Raw genomic sequence first — 14,203 nt, forward strand, 5'->3', positions numbered from 1 at the left:
TCGGTCTCCTTGGTGGCTGACTTCTTGGGTTCTGCCGGAGCCAGAGCGGCATCCGGCAAATTTCGCCGCCCGGGAGACTTCAGACGCTGAGACACACGGGCGTGCAGCTTGCATAGTAACGGCAGCGACTACACGGCCCAAAAGGCGATCACTCGCACTCGTCCGGGACGATCGACCGAGGTGGTCGGGGTGGCGGGATTTGAACCCACGGCCTTCCGCTCCCAAAGCGGACGCGCTACCAAGCTGCGCCACACCCCGTCTGGTGCGACACGTAGGGTACATGCCGCCGGGCGTCACGGCCCTCCGGGTTTCCCGCGTGCCCCGCACGGTCCGGCACGGCCGGAAGGGGTGTGCGGTGAGGCGGGACGACCCGCTAGGATGCCTGCAGTGCCGCGGTCACCGACCTGCGGTGCGCTGTGCGGGCGTAGCTCAATGGTAGAGCCCTAGTCTTCCAAACTAGCTACGCGGGTTCGATTCCCGTCGCCCGCTCCGAGAGGCCTCCGGCCCGGTCCCGCCAAGGGACCGGGCCGGAGGCCTTCGTGCTGCCCGGACGCCTTCGCGCCGCCCGGAGGCGGCGGCCCGGCTAGAACTGGATCGAGTTGATCGTGTCCGCTATCGAGTTCAGGAACCGCTGGATGTCGTCGGCCATGCCGGTCGACGCCAGGAAGAAGCCGAAGAGGACCGCGACGATCGCCGGGCCCGCCTTGATGGACCCCCCTCGCAGCAACACCACCAGGATGATCGCCAACAGCAGCACCACTGACAGTGAAATGGCCACAACTGATCACACCCTAGGTCGGTCCCTCTCCCGGCCCGGGGGTGCGGCCGCGCACACCCCCGCCAGAACCATCGTGCCACCAACCGGGCCCCGCTATGCGGCAGGTGACACATCGTCCGGCCGGCTCCTGGGGTGTCGCAGTTCCCCGCGCACGCGGACGTACTCAACCATCGCACCTCGCACATGAATTCGACAGGGCACCCGTGCGGGGAATTCCAGCCACTTCGTTTCGATGCCCACACAACGCGTTCGCAGATAATTCGAATTGTCACGGGACACACATCGAGGGGCACATCACAGGGAGATCTCGCAGCCGTCAACGGGCCCCGTAAGCCCATTGAAGCGGACATTCCAGTGGAGTCGCCCGCCGGACTTATGCACTGTTTAGTCATGACGAGTCGTGACAAGTGGGGTGGTCCGGGGCCCCGTTCCGTGCGCGGCGCTGCTCGGGGGCGCAGGGCCGCCACGGGGTCACGGAGGTCGTGTTCCCCGAAATGCACAGGGCTCACGAGGCACTCGGGGATGCGAATACGGGAATGACGTCGGAGGTTTTACGGATTCCCGCGGAGAACGCTAGGGTGCCTCAGATGTTCTACGCTGCCCCGTCCCCCACCAGAGCAGCGAGGTCCTGTGACGACTCGCCGATTTCTCGGCGGGGGGTCGCATGACGAGCTCGCTGCGACCGCGCGACGGCCTGAAGACGCCGCTCCCGTCGGACCGGCAGCCGCAGCCGGACCGTCGGCGCGACGCGTTCTTCGACAACGCCAAGTACCTGGCGATCGTGCTGGTCGGTGTCGGTCACGCCTGGGGCCAGATCCTGGACGGGAACCGGACCGTGGAGACCCTGTACCGGGTCCTGTACACGTTCCACATGCCGGCGTTCATCATCATCTCCGGCTACTTCTCGCGCAGTTTCGATCTGAGTCCCCAGCGCGTCAAACGGCTGATCACCGGTGTCGCCGTCCCCTACGTCGTCTTCGAGGTCGCCTACGCGCTGCACCGCCGCCTCAGCGAGGACCCGGGCGCCGACATCAGCCTGCTGGACCCCACCTACCTGCTGTGGTTCCTGTGCGCGCTGTTCGTCTGGCGGCTGACCACCCCCGTCTGGAAGACGATCCGCCGGCCGCTGCCGGTCGCCCTGGGCATCGCCGCGCTGGCCTCCGTGACGCCCACGATCGGCAACGACCTGAACATGCAGCGGGTGCTGCAGTTCCTGCCGTGCTTCGTGCTGGGCCTGCTGCTGCGCCCCGAGCACTTCCGGCTGGTGCGGCGCCGCTCGGTGCGGATCATGTCCGTGCCGGTGGTCGCGGCCGCGGTGGTCGTCGCCTGGTGGTCGGTGCCGCGCATGGAGACCGGCTGGTTCTACCGCAACGCCGCGGTGCAGGACACGGGCGCCCCCTGGTGGACCGGGCCCGTCCTGACGCTCGCGCTCTTCGGCTGCTCGGTGGTGCTGTCCGCGTGCTTCTTCGCCTGGGTCCCCGGCCGCCGCATGTGGTTCACGGCCCTCGGCGCGGGCACGATCTTCGGCTACCTGCTGCACGGCTTCCTCGTGAAGGAGGGCACCTACGCCGGCTGGTTCTCCCATCCCGCGCTCGACCGGCCGCTCGGGGAGATCGGGCTCACCGTCCTCGGGGCCGCCGTCATCACCGTGCTGTGCACCAAGCCCGTCCAGCGGGTCCTGCGGTGCGTGGTGGAGCCGAGGATGGAGTGGGCCTTCCGGCGGGACCCGGGCGAGGCCGCCCGCGACCGTGAGCGGCGGGAGAAGCCCGAGGTGCGCGCGACACGCGAGGCGCACGAGGTGCGCGAGGCGCACGTGCCCAGCAGGGCCGGCGAGAAGGTCTCCGTCTAGCGTCGGGCCGCCGGGTCGTCGTCCAGGCCGAGGAGTGCGCGCATCCGCGTGTACTTCTCGGTCAGGCGTGCGCGGGTGGCCTCGTCGAGCATCGCGAGCCGCGCCGGGTCGGCGTTGTGCGCCAGGTCGGCCTCCTTGACCAGGCGCGCGCCGGGCGTGGCGAGGATGCGCGCGGCGTACTCCTCGGGCGGCTCCCCCGCGCGCTTGGTGAGGGCGAGCACGATGTCCTTGGTACGCCGGCTCAACGCGGCCTCGCGCAGCCAGTTCTCGGACAGCGCGTCGTCCTCGACGGCGTCGTGCAGCCAGGCCGCCGCGATCTGCTCCTCGTCGCCGCCGCGCCGCCGGACGCCCTCGGCGACGGCCCGCAGGTGTTCGGCGTAGGGCCGTCCTGCCTTGTCGGTCTGTCCGGCGTGGGCGGCGCGGGCGGTGGCCTCGACCTCGGCCGTGGAGAGAGCCGGGGAGGGTTCGCCGGTGGGTGAGGGAGTGGGGGGCACGCCGTCCAGTGTGTCAGTCGGCCGTCGTCGGGGCCGCCGCCGTCGGGGCCACGGCTGTCTGGGCGGGCACGGCCGGGCTGTGGGCCGTCGCGCCCTCCCGGCAGATCAGCAGGAGCGCCCGGTCGTCGTTGACGTCCTTGGCGACCGCCTCGATCAGGTGCCAGGCGGCGCCGTGGAATCCGCCCGCGACATAGCGGTCGGCCTCGCCGGTGAGACGGTCGATGCCCTCGGCGATGTCGCGGTCGGAGGTCTCCACCAGACCGTCCGTGAACAGCATCAGCACGTCTCCGGGGCGCAGGGAGCCTTTCACGGGGTCGAACTGCGCCCCGTCGTACACGCCGAGCAGCGGTCCCTCGGCGGACTTCTCCTCCCAGCGGCCGGTGCCCGCGCTGAGCTGGAGACCCGGCGGATGTCCGGCGGAGTACAGCTCGTAGTCGCCGGAGTCGAGGTCGAGGACGAGGTGGATGGAGGTGGCGAAGCCCTCGTCCCAGTCCTGGCGGAGCAGGTAGCCGTTGGCGGCCGGGAGGAAGGCGTGCGGGGGGAGGCTGCCCAGCAGACCGCCGAAGGCGCCGGAGAGCAGCAGTGCGCGTGAGCCCGCGTCCATGCCCTTGCCGGAGACGTCGGTGAGGACCACCTCCAGGGTCCGGCCGCCGTTCGTGCGGGCCGCGACGACGAAGTCTCCGGAGAAGGACTGGCCGCCGGCCGGGCGCAGCGCCATCTCACGGTGCCAGCCCGAGGGCAGGCCCGGCAGCTTGCTCTGGACCCTGATGCGTTCGCGCAGGTCGAAGAGCATGGTGCCGCCGCGCCGCCAGGGCACGCCGACCCGGCTGCGGAACTGGGCGACCAGCAGCCCGAAGAAGCCGCACGCCGCGACGACCAGGACGACGCCGGGGGTGACCCGGGAGGGGCCCTCGGTGTACGGGCCCAGTTGCACCGACTCCACGATCAGCGCGGTGGCCGCCGCCGCGTACAGGCCGAGCAGGCTCGCCGGGCGCAGCAGCAGACCGCCCGCGACGATCGGCAGGACCAGCGCGGCCGGTGAGCACCACACGCTGTTCATCATCGTGGTGGCCGCGATCACGGGGATCATCAGCAGCAGCCCGGCCAGGGCGATCCAGTCCGAGCCGTCGCCGCGGAAGTAGTCGACGGCGGACCTGCGCATGCCGACGCGGGCCCGGTGCCACTGCTTCTTCCACCGGGCCGTGAACGTATCGGCCTCCGCGCGCCGCTGTCGTCCTGCTGCCATTAGTTCGGGACCCTATCCATCGGACCGGCCGCTTGGCACGGGAGGCCCCACTTGTCCCCCGTCCGAGGCCGGACTTCACAGTGAACTTCACGTACGGCCGTCGCGCCGCAACCTGGCGGAAATTGGTTCGACCGACCCGGGCGGCCCTGATACGCATGGGTTCCATGGGCGAGGACAGCGATGTGATGACCGAGCTGCGAGTGCTGCGGCAGGACGAGTGGAGCGAGTGGTACGGGACGCTGATCCGTGCCTTCGGCGGGGTGCCGGAGTCGGCGGAGGAGAAGGAGCTCTACGCGTCCCTGACCGAGGCCGACCGCTCCATCGGTCTCTGGGAGCGCGACCGGTGCGTCGGGACGGCCGGGGCGTTCGGTTTCCGGATGACCGTCCCGGGCGGGGCCGAGGTGCCCGCGGCGGGCGTGACGATGGTGAGCGTCGCCGCCACGCACCGGCGCCGGGGCCTGCTGACGACGATGATGCGCCGGCAGTTGGACGACGTACGGTCGTGGGGCGAACCGCTGGCCGTGCTGACGGCCTCCGAACCGGGGATCTACGGCCGGTTCGGGTACGGCGCCGCGACCTTCCAGATCAACGCGGAGATCGACACGGACCGGGTCCGGCTGTCCGTGCCGGACGACACGGATGACGTACGGCTGGAGTACGCGGCGCCCGCGGAGGTGCTCGACGCGTGCGAGGCGGTGTACGCGCGGCTGGTCCCCGGGCGGCCGGGGATGCTGGCGCGCCGGCCCGGCTGGGAGCGGGTCGGGCTGCTGGACCCGGAGAGCAAGCGCGAGGGGGCCTCTCCCCTGCAGTGCGTGGTGGCCCGGCGAGGCGGCGAGGTCACCGGGTACGCGCGGTTCCGGGTGCGGCCGGCGTGGGGGGACGAGGGTCCCAGGGGCACGGTGGCCCTGACCGACCTGGCCGGGCTGGACCCGGCGACCAGGGCGGCGCTGTGGCGCTTCCTGTTCGGCATCGACCTGACCTCCACGCTGGCCGTGGCGGGACGGCCGGTCGACGAGGAGTGGCAGTACCAGGTGTCGGACATCCGGCGGTGCCGTCCGGCGCTGCGGGACGCGTTGTACGTACGGCTGGTGGACGTGGCGGGGGCGCTGACGGCGCGGACCTACCTCGCGCCGGTGGACGTCGTGCTGGAGGTCGAGGACGCCTTCTGCCCCTGGAACGCCGGGCGTTGGCGGCTCAGCGGGGACGCGAAGGGGGCGACCTGCGAGCGTACGTCCGACGCGGCGGATCTCGCCCTGTCCGTACGGGAGTTGAGCGCGGCCTATCTCGGAGGCGTGAGCCTGGCCTCGCTGGGCGCGGCCGGCCGCGTGCGGGAGGTGCGGCCGGGCGCGCTGGCGGAGGCGTCGGTGGGGTTCGGCTCGGACGTCGCGCCGTGGCTGCCGCACGGCTTCTGACAACGGACCGCTCCGTCCGACGCCGGGCCACTGAGCCACGCCCGGCCACAAACCCGCCACGCCCGGCCCCGGGCCGCTACGTCCGGCGCTGCTCGCGCCCGCGGCTCGGCTTCTGCTGGCAGGTGGGGCACCAGAAGAGGTTGCGGGCGGCGAGGTCCGCGGTGCGGACGAGGTCGCCGCAGAGGTGGCAGGGCTGCTGCGCCCGGCGGTAGACGTAGACCTCGCCGCCGTGGTCGTCGACGCGGGGCGGGCGGCCCATGGCCTCGGGGGTGTGCTCGGGGCGGACGGTGTCGATGCGGTTGTTCCTGACGCCCTCGCGCATGAGGCCGGTCAGGTCGTGCCAGATCGCGTCCCACTCGGCGGGCGTGATGTCCCGGCCCGGGCGGTAGGGATCGATGCCGTGGCGGAAGAGGACCTCGGCGCGGTAGACGTTGCCGACGCCGGCGATGACCTTCTGGTCCATGAGCAGGGCGGCGACGGTGGTGCGGCTGCGGGAGACGCGGCGGTACGCGGCGCGGGGGTCGGCGTCCGGACGCAGGGGGTCGGGGCCGAGGCGGTCGTGTATCGCCTGCTTCTCCGGATCGGTGATCAGGGCACAGGTGGTGGGCCCCCGGAGGTCCACGTACGCGGTGTCGTCGGCGAGGCGCAGGCGGACGGTGTCGGTGGGCGGGGGCGCGGGGGCGCCACCGAAGGTGACCTTGCCGAAGAGGCCGAGGTGGATGTGGACCCAGTCGGCGTCCCGGAAGCCCAGGAAGAGGTGTTTGCCGTGGGCCTCGGTGCGGGTGAGGGCGGTGCCGGTGAGGAGGGCGGCGGCGTCGGAGAACTTGCCCTGCGGGCTGGTGACGCGCACGGCCCTGCCCGCGAAGGCGGCGGCGTAGTCCTGCGCCAGCCGGTGGATCGTGTGGCCTTCCGGCACGGAGTCGTCCTTCCTGCGTCACCCCGGGGCTCCGCGGCCCGGGCTGCCCCCTGGGGCCCACCCGCTCGGCTCGCCGGGGCGGCCGTGCACCGGGGCTCCGCCCCGCCACCCGGCGGGGTCTCCCACCCCTCGTACCCCTGGAAAGGGTGCCCGCCCGTGCGGCCCGGCCGGCCGGAAGCCGGTCCCGCGCCGCGCGGACGGAGCGTGGGGTTACTGCTGCGGGTGGTGGGCCGGGACGGGCGGGAGGTCGCCGGTCGTCTCGTAGGAGGTGAGCATGTCGATGCGGCGGATGTGGCGCTCGTCGCCGGAGAACGGTGTGGCGAGGAAGGTCTCGACGAACTTCGTCGCCTCCTCCTGGGTGTGCATCCGGGCACCGACGGCCACGACGTTGGCGTCGTTGTGCTGCCGGCCCAGGGCCGCCGTCTCCTCGCTCCAGGCCAGCGCCGCGCGCACGCCCTTCACCTTGTTCGCCGCGATCTGCTCACCGTTTCCGGAGCCGCCGATCACGATGCCGAGGGCGTCGGAGTCCGCGGCCGTCCGCTCCGCGGCGCGGAGGCAGAAGGGCGGGTAGTCGTCCTGGGCGTCGTAGAGGTGCGGGCCGCAGTCGACGGGCTCGTGGCCCGCCGCCTTGAGCCACTCGACGAGGTGGTTCTTGAGTTCGTAGCCCGCATGGTCGGAGCCGAGATACACGCGCATGGATCGAGTGTGACACGCGCCCCGCGGGGCAGCAGCGTCGGGTGTCGGGTCTGAAAAGGCCAGGTGAAACAATGGAAGCTCAGGGAAATCTCAAGTAACGATCCGGAATCAAAGGTTCCCGAATTCGTTCACCTCCGTTTCACTGGTCCGGCTCGTACACCGCTCGTACGGGAAACTGCTCGACCGGCGCAAAGGAAAACCACCCCATGACTTCGCAGCCGACCCTGACCAAGGCCGAGGAAGGCCCCGACAGCCCCGGAGACCCCGGGACCGGGCTCCAGGCCGGACTCAAGAACCGCCACCTCTCGATGATCGCCATTGGCGGTGTCATCGGGGCCGGGCTGTTCGTGGGTTCCAGTTCCGGTATCGCCACCGCCGGGCCCGGCATTCTTCTTTCGTACGCCCTCGTCGGCACCCTCGTGGTGCTGGTGATGCGGATGCTCGGCGAGATGTCCGCCGCCAACCCGACCTCGGGTTCCTTCTCCGCGCACGCCGACCGGGCACTCGGGCCCTGGGCCGGGTTCTCCATCGGCTGGCTCTACTGGTTCTTCTGGGTCGTCGTGCTGGCGGTGGAGGCGACCGCCGGCGCCAAGATCCTCGAAGGATGGATACCGGCCGTGCCCCAGTGGGGCTGGGCCCTGATCGTGATGGTCGTGCTGACCGCCACCAACCTGGTCTCGGTCGGCTCCTACGGCGAGTTCGAGTTCTGGTTCGCCGGGATCAAGGTCGTCGCGATCGCCGCGTTCATCGTCGTCGGCGGGCTGGCCGTCTTCGGGCTGCTGCCGGGCGTCGACAGCGAGCAGGCGGGGCTGGCCAACCTGACGGAGCACGGCGGCTTCCTGCCGCACGGGGCGGGGGCGATCCTGACCGGCGTGCTGCTCGTGGTCTTCTCCTTCATGGGCAGCGAGATCCCCACCCTGGCCGCCGGCGAGTCCGAGGACCCGCAGCGGGCCGTCACCAAGGCGACCAACAGCATCATCTGGCGTATCGCCGTCTTCTACCTGGGCTCCATCTTCGTCGTGGTCGCCCTGCTGCCCTGGGACTCGCAGTCGATCATCGACAAGGGTTCGTACGTGGCCGCGCTGGACTCGCTCGGCATCGCCAACGCCGGCCAGATCATGAACTTCATCGTGCTGACGTCCGTGCTCTCCTGCCTGAACTCCGGGCTCTACACGGCCTCCCGCATGGCCTTCTCGCTCGGTCAGCGGGGCGACGCCCCGAAGGCCTTCGCCCGGACCACGCGGCGCGGTGTGCCGCGGACGGCGATCCTCGTCTCCGTGGTGTTCGGTTTCGTCGCCGTGTTCTTCAACTACGAGTTCCCGGACTCCGTCTTCCTGTTCCTCGTCAACTCCTCCGGGGCCGTGGCGCTCTTCGTGTGGCTGGTGATCTGCTTCTCGCAGCTGCGGATGCGGAAGATCATCCAGGCGGAGGCACCGGAGCGGCTGGTGGTGCGGATGTGGCTGTTCCCGTACCTGACCTGGGCGGCCGCCGGCGTCATCGTCTTCGTCCTCGGCTACATGCTGACCGACACCGAGCACAACGGGCGCACGACCGTGCTGCTGTCGCTGCTCGTCGCGGCGCTCGTGCTCGCCGTCGCCTTCGTCAAGCAGAGGCTGGGCGCGCGCAAGGCCGTCGCCGACAGGAGCTGACGGCAGCGGAACACCGAGAGGGGCCGGCCGGATCGCGATGCGATCCGGCCGGCCCCTCTTCCGTACGGCCGTCGCGTCTACCGCTTGCCGACCAGCTTCCAGGCGGTGGGCACCAGGCCCATCGCCAGGGCGGCCTTCAGCCCGTCGCCAAGCAGGAAGGGGGTGAGGCCGGCCGCGATCGCGGCGGTCAGGGACATGTCCGCGGCGAGGGCCAGGTACGGGACGCCGACGGCGTAGATGATCGCCTCGCCGACCAGCATCGTGCCGGCCATGCGCAGCATCGAGCGGTCGGCACCGCGACGGGCCAGCGCTCCTACGACGGTGGCGGCGAGCAGCATGCCGAAGACGTAGCCGAGGGACGGGGCGCCGGTGCCGGAGCCGCCCTCCGCGAACCACGGCACGCCCGCCATGCCGACCAGCGCGTACAGGGCGAGCGAGAGCAGGCCGCGGCGCGCGCCGAGCGAGGTGCCGACGAGCAGGGCGGCGAAGGTCTGACCGGTCACCGGGACCGGGGAGCCCGGCACGGGGACCGCGATCTGGGCCGCGAGGCCGGTGAGCACGGCACCGCCGGCCACGAGGGCGACATCCCGGACTCGGGAGGAGGGGACGAGGTCGGCGAGGACCTGCCCGGAGCGGGAGGGGACGGCAGCGGTGCTCATGGGGACTCCGCGATGGTGTGGACATGTCGGGACTCCGCGACGCTATCCCAGCGTGGTCGGGCCGATCACCAGCAGTGCTCGACAAAGGCCTGCTCGGGAGCTTGGTGGGCTCCCGACAAAGGGCGCCGGATACACCTCGTTCGGGGTGACACCGGTCACCGAGTCGGGGAGGCGAGCGTCACCCGCACCACACGGGCCCCGCAACCGCACCGCACCGCACCGCACCGCACCGCACCGCACCGCACCCGGAAGCGGAACATCGCATTCGGACGCTCACGTTCCGTATCGGGATCGTCCGCATCGTGGGCAACCGGTGTCGCCGACCGGCTCGACGCCGGAGACTGTGGGCGTTTTTTCCCTGCCCCCCACGCATTGGACGAGCCGCTCCATGTCCAACAGCACCACCGAGGCGCCGGCGCAGACCGACGGCGCCTCGCTCTCCCACGGCCTCAAGCAGCGCCACCTGTCGATGATCGCCCTCGGCGGTGTGATCGGTGCCGGGCTGTTCGTCGGCTCCGGGGCCGGCATCGCCGCCGCCGGGCCGTCGATCGTCGTCGCCTACACCCTCTCCGGTCTCCTCGTAATGCTGGTGATGCGGATGCTGGGCGAGATGTCGGCCGCGTATCCGTCCTCGGGTTCCTTCTCCGCGCACGCCGAGCGGGCGATCGGGCCGTGGGCCGGCTTCACCGCGGGCTGGGCCTTCTGGGTGCTGCTGTGCACGGCCGTGGGGCTCGAGGGCATCGGCGCGGCGCAGATCGTCCACGGCTGGCTGCCGGGCACGCCCGAGTGGGCCTGGGTGGCCCTGTTCATGGTGGTGTTCTGCGGGACGAACCTGGCCGCGGTGAAGAACTTCGGCGAGTTCGAGTTCTGGTTCGCCGCCCTGAAGGTCGGCGCGATCTCGCTGTTCCTCGTCCTCGGCGTGCTGGCGATCGCCGGCGTCCTGCCGGGCACCGACTCCCCCGGCACCTCGCACCTGAGCGACTTCCTGCCGAACGGCGGCAACGGCCTGATCATCGGTCTGCTCGCCTCGGTGTTCGCCTACGGCGGCCTGGAGACGGTGACCATCGCGGCGGCCGAGTCGGAGAACCCGGTGAAGGGCGTGGCGAGCGCCGTACGGACGGCGATGTGGCGCATCGCGCTGTTCTACATCGGCTCGATGGCGGTCATCGTCACCCTGGTGCCCTGGGACTCCACGGAGGTCGTGGAGAAGGGCCCGTACGTCGCCGCCCTCGACGAACTGGGCATCCCGGGCGCCGGTCAGCTCATGAACGTCGTCGTGCTGGTCGCGCTGCTGAGCGCGATGAACGCCAACATCTACGGCGCCTCGCGCATCGGCTACTCGCTGGTCGAACGCGGCCAGGGCCCGAAGGCGCTGGGCCGGGTGTCGGGCGGGGTGCCGCGGGTCGCGGTGCTCGTCTCCTCCCTCTTCGGCTTCGGCTGCGTACTGCTCAGCTACTGGCGGCCCGACGACGTCTTCGCCTGGCTGCTGAACATGATCGGCGCGGTGATCCTGGTCGTCTGGATCTTCATCGCCGTCTCCCAGCTGCGGCTGCGCCGCCGCCTGGAGCGGGAGGCGCCCGAGAAGCTGGTCGTGCGCATGTGGGGCTTCCCGTGGCTGACGTGGGTGGCGCTGGCGGGCATGGTCGCGGTGTTCGTGCTGATGGCCCGCGAGCCGGACACACGGGTGCAGCTGTACTCGACGGGCGCCATGACGCTGGCCCTGGCGGCCGCCGGCTACGCCTGGCAGCGGCGGCGGGCGCGCGCCTAGCCGCCGCCCGGAGCACTTCGAGGGCCCTCGCACGGAGACGATCCGCGCGGGGGCCCTCTTCGCGTGCCACGGCACGCCCGTACGCCCCCGCGACCCGCCGTCCGCGGCTTCTTGCTGCTAGCGTGCACTTGCAAGCCTTTTGCAATAAGAGGTCGGAGGGGATCCGCCATGTCCGTCTACACGCTTCCTGAACTGCCGTACGACTACTCCGCGCTGGCCCCCGTGATCAGCCCCGAGATCATCGAGCTGCACCACGACAAGCACCACGCGGCCTATGTGAAGGGCGCCAACGACACGCTGGAGCAGCTCGCGGAGGCGCGGGACAAGGAGTCCTGGGGCTCGGTCAACGGCCTGGAGAAGAACCTGGCCTTCCACCTCTCCGGGCACATCCTGCACTCGATCTACTGGCACAACATGACCGGTGACGGCGGCGGCGAACCGCTGGAGAAGGACGGCGTGGGCGAGCTCGCCGACGCGATCGCCGAGTCGTTCGGATCCTTCGCCGGCTTCAAGGCCCAGCTCACCAAGGCCGCCGCGACCACCCAGGGCTCCGGCTGGGGCGTGCTGGCGTACGAGCCGCTGAGCGGCCGGCTGATCGTCGAGCAGGTCTACGACCACCAGGGCAACGTCGGGCAGGGTGCCACCCCGATCCTGGTCTTCGACGCCTGGGAGCACGCCTTCTACCTCCAGTACAAGAACCAGAAGGTCGACTTCATCGAGGCGATGTGGGCCGTCGTCAACTGGCAGGACGTGGCGAAGCGCTACGAGGCCGCGACCTCCCGTACGAACACGCTGCTGCTGGCGCCGTGAGCGCCTGACCGCCCGAGTCGTCCTGCCTCGTGATCGTCTTCTCACCCTTCACGGCGGCAGGCGGAATGAGGGAGGCCCCCGCGAGGACCTGACTCGCGGGGGCCTCCTGCGTGCGCGGGCGGCGGGTCAGGGCTTGCGGGCGACCCCGCCGTGCTGGCCGACGGGGCGGGGCCCGGTGCCGTCCGGGGACGGGTCCGGGCGCCACAGCGGGACGGAGACCACGCCGGGGTCGACCAGGTCGAGCCCTTCGAAGTACGCCTCGATCTGCTCCACCGGGCGCAGGAAGTACGGCACGGCACCGGTCTCGTTGTAGCCGTCCTGGGCCGCCTCGTAGTCCGGGTCGGTGCCGCGCGAGCCGTCGTTGACGCACAGGTGACTGCCCGGGGGCAGGCCGGCCATCAGGCGGCGGACCAGGTCGCGGGCCCGGTCGTGGTCGGCGACGTGGCCGAGGATGCCGCTGAGGATCAGGGCGGTGGGCCGGGTCAGGTCGAGGGTCCGCGCGGCCGCTTCGAGGACGGCCTCGGGCTCGAAGAGGCTCATGTCCTCGTACGCCGTCGCCCCCTCGGCGCTGGAGGTGAGCAGCGCCCGGGCGTGCGCGAGGACCAGCGGGTCGTTGTCGACGTAGACGATCCGCGACTCGGGGGCGTGCCGCTGGGCGACCTCGTGCGTGTTGTCCACGGTCGGCAGCCCGGTCCCGACGTCCAGGAACTGGCGTACACCCGCCTCCAGCACCAGGTACCGGATGCTGCGGCCGAGGAAGGCGCGGCTGCTGCGGGCGATGGTGACGATGCCGGGGAAGACGGCGGTGTAGGCGTCGCCGGCCGCCTCGTCCACGGGGTAGTTGTCCTTGCCGCCCAACCAGTAGTTCCAGATCCTGGCCGAGTGGGGCACAGAGGTGTCGATCTCCGTCATGGGGTGGGACTCGCCTCCAGCACTTGGGGTGCGTCCATGGTCCTACGGGAGGCGAGCCGACGGGAACAGGTGACCGCCCTCGCACGGAGGGTTCCCGGACGAAGGGGTCGCGGGCCACAGTGGCCCGCATGGGTCTTCCGATCAGGCGGTGCCCCAACTGCGGGGACACGGACCAGGCGTTCCGGCCGCTCGACGACGCGGAGCGGGCGTACGCCCTGGGCCAGGTGCCCAGGGCCGACCTGGGCACCTACCGGCGCTGCGCCCGTGCGGGGTGCGTGCGCGTGCAGTCCTACTTCAACTGGAGGTCCGGGTTCGATCTGCCGGACTCCTTCCGGCCTACAGGTTGCTGAAGTCCGGCCCCTGGGTGCGGGTGCGCTTGATCTCGTAGAAGCCCGGGACGGAGGCGACGGCCAGGGTGCCGTCCCAGAGCCTGGCGGCGTCCTCGCCCTTCGGCGCCGGGGTGACGACCGGGCCGAAGAAGGCGATCTGCCCGCCGTCGGCGCCGGGGACCGCGATGACCGGGGTGCCGACCTCCTGGCCGACCTTGTCGATGCCCTCCTGGTGGGAGGCGCGCAGCTGCGGCTCGTACGGGGTGGAGTCCCAGTGGTCCATGAGGGACTCGGGCAGGCCGACGTCCTTCAGGGCGGCGGCGACCGTCTCCTTCTCCGGGCCCTCGCCCTGGTTGTGGAAGCGGGTGCCGAGCGCCGTGTAGAGGTCGCCGAGCACCTCGGCGCCGTGCTCCTCCTGGGCGGCGATGACGACCCGGACCGGGCCCCAGGCCTTGGTCTCGAGCATCTCGCGGTACTCCTCGGGCAGCTCGTCGAGCTTGTCCTCGTTCAGGACGGCGAGGCTCATCACGTGCCAGCACGTCTCGATGTCCCTGAGCTTCTCCACCTCCAGCACCCAGCGGGAGGTCATCCAGGCCCACGGGCACAGCGGGTCGAACCAGAAGTCGACGGGAGTCTTCTCCGACATGTCTCTCCTCAGGAGGTGGCGCAACCGAGCTTTTCTCCA

14 protein-coding genes and 2 tRNA genes are annotated in these 14,203 nt (G+C 71.1%); 7 read left to right on the plus strand and 9 right to left on the minus strand.

Annotated features, from left to right (window positions below; all coding sequences use genetic code 11):
- Positions 1-181 precede the first annotated feature (181 nt).
- Positions 182-258 (minus strand) — tRNA-Pro (locus SAM23877_RS12545).
- A 160-nt stretch (positions 259-418) separates the two neighbouring features.
- Between SAM23877_RS12545 and SAM23877_RS12550 the strand changes: the two genes are divergently transcribed.
- Positions 419-489, plus strand: a tRNA-Gly gene (locus tag SAM23877_RS12550).
- 94 nt (positions 490-583) lie between these two features.
- Here the strand turns inward: SAM23877_RS12550 and SAM23877_RS12555 are convergent.
- Positions 584-778 (minus strand): hypothetical protein, encoded by a 195-nt coding sequence (locus SAM23877_RS12555; protein WP_053130833.1) that lies wholly within the window; start codon positions 776-778, stop codon positions 584-586.
- A gap of 664 nt (positions 779-1,442) precedes the next feature.
- Between SAM23877_RS12555 and SAM23877_RS12560 the strand changes: the two genes are divergently transcribed.
- The gene (locus tag SAM23877_RS12560) at positions 1,443-2,627 is read left to right on the plus strand and encodes an acyltransferase family protein (protein WP_053130836.1); all 1,185 of its coding nucleotides are present in this window, start codon (positions 1,443-1,445) and stop codon (positions 2,625-2,627) included.
- On the opposite strand, the gene SAM23877_RS12565 is transcribed toward SAM23877_RS12560, so the two are convergent.
- Both SAM23877_RS12565 and SAM23877_RS12570 read right to left on the minus strand, forming a co-directional pair.
- Positions 2,624-3,121 (minus strand): HD domain-containing protein, encoded by a 498-nt coding sequence (locus tag SAM23877_RS12565; RefSeq protein ID WP_053130839.1) that lies wholly within the window; start codon positions 3,119-3,121, stop codon positions 2,624-2,626. The genes SAM23877_RS12560 and SAM23877_RS12565 overlap by 4 nt on opposite strands.
- Positions 3,122-3,134: 13 nt before the next feature.
- A complete protein-coding gene (locus SAM23877_RS12570; protein WP_053130843.1) occupies positions 3,135-4,367 on the minus strand; it encodes a PP2C family protein-serine/threonine phosphatase in 1,233 nt (410 codons plus the stop codon).
- 185 nt (positions 4,368-4,552) lie between these two features.
- Between SAM23877_RS12570 and SAM23877_RS12575 the strand changes: the two genes are divergently transcribed.
- A complete protein-coding gene (locus SAM23877_RS12575) occupies positions 4,553-5,779 on the plus strand; it encodes a GNAT family N-acetyltransferase (protein ID WP_053142396.1) in 1,227 nt (408 codons plus the stop codon).
- A gap of 76 nt (positions 5,780-5,855) precedes the next feature.
- Here SAM23877_RS12575 and SAM23877_RS12580 read toward each other — a convergent pair whose 3' ends face one another.
- Both SAM23877_RS12580 and SAM23877_RS12585 read right to left on the minus strand, forming a co-directional pair.
- Positions 5,856-6,695: an Fpg/Nei family DNA glycosylase gene (locus SAM23877_RS12580; RefSeq protein ID WP_053130846.1), complete on the minus strand. Its 840-nt coding sequence runs from the start codon at positions 6,693-6,695 to the stop codon at positions 5,856-5,858.
- Between the two features lie 210 nt (positions 6,696-6,905).
- Positions 6,906-7,391 carry a ribose-5-phosphate isomerase gene (locus SAM23877_RS12585; protein WP_053130849.1) on the minus strand — a complete coding sequence of 162 codons (486 nt, stop codon included), beginning with the start codon at positions 7,389-7,391 and terminating at the stop codon, positions 6,906-6,908.
- A 206-nt stretch (positions 7,392-7,597) separates the two neighbouring features.
- On the opposite strand from SAM23877_RS12585, the gene SAM23877_RS12590 reads away from it, so the two are divergent.
- Complete coding sequence (locus SAM23877_RS12590; RefSeq protein WP_053130852.1) at positions 7,598-9,040, plus strand: amino acid permease; 1,443 nt, start codon at positions 7,598-7,600, stop codon at positions 9,038-9,040.
- Between the two features lie 77 nt (positions 9,041-9,117).
- Here SAM23877_RS12590 and SAM23877_RS12595 read toward each other — a convergent pair whose 3' ends face one another.
- Positions 9,118-9,699: a biotin transporter BioY gene (locus tag SAM23877_RS12595; RefSeq protein WP_053130855.1), complete on the minus strand. Its 582-nt coding sequence runs from the start codon at positions 9,697-9,699 to the stop codon at positions 9,118-9,120.
- Between the two features lie 388 nt (positions 9,700-10,087).
- Between SAM23877_RS12595 and SAM23877_RS12600 the strand changes: the two genes are divergently transcribed.
- Positions 10,088-11,467 carry an amino acid permease gene (locus SAM23877_RS12600; RefSeq protein WP_053130857.1) on the plus strand — a complete coding sequence of 460 codons (1,380 nt, stop codon included), beginning with the start codon at positions 10,088-10,090 and terminating at the stop codon, positions 11,465-11,467.
- A gap of 168 nt (positions 11,468-11,635) precedes the next feature.
- Positions 11,636-12,277, plus strand: coding sequence for a superoxide dismutase (locus SAM23877_RS12605; protein WP_053130860.1), 642 nt, complete (start codon positions 11,636-11,638; stop codon positions 12,275-12,277).
- A gap of 126 nt (positions 12,278-12,403) precedes the next feature.
- Here the strand turns inward: SAM23877_RS12605 and SAM23877_RS12610 are convergent, their stop codons facing one another.
- Complete coding sequence (locus SAM23877_RS12610) at positions 12,404-13,189, minus strand: SAM-dependent methyltransferase (RefSeq protein WP_053130863.1); 786 nt, start codon at positions 13,187-13,189, stop codon at positions 12,404-12,406.
- 128 nt (positions 13,190-13,317) lie between these two features.
- On the opposite strand from SAM23877_RS12610, the gene SAM23877_RS12615 reads away from it, so the two are divergent.
- Positions 13,318-13,539: a hypothetical protein gene (locus SAM23877_RS12615; protein WP_148663811.1), complete on the plus strand. Its 222-nt coding sequence runs from the start codon at positions 13,318-13,320 to the stop codon at positions 13,537-13,539.
- Here SAM23877_RS12615 and SAM23877_RS12620 read toward each other — a convergent pair.
- Positions 13,526-14,164, minus strand: a complete 639-nt coding sequence (locus SAM23877_RS12620; RefSeq protein ID WP_053130870.1) for a mycothiol-dependent nitroreductase Rv2466c family protein — start codon at positions 14,162-14,164, stop codon at positions 13,526-13,528. The two genes, SAM23877_RS12615 and SAM23877_RS12620, sit on opposite strands and share 14 nt — an antisense overlap.
- Positions 14,165-14,203 lie beyond the last annotated feature (39 nt).

The organism is Streptomyces ambofaciens ATCC 23877 (genome assembly GCF_001267885.1).
GTDB classification, from domain to species: Bacteria; Actinomycetota; Actinomycetes; order Streptomycetales; family Streptomycetaceae; genus Streptomyces; species Streptomyces ambofaciens.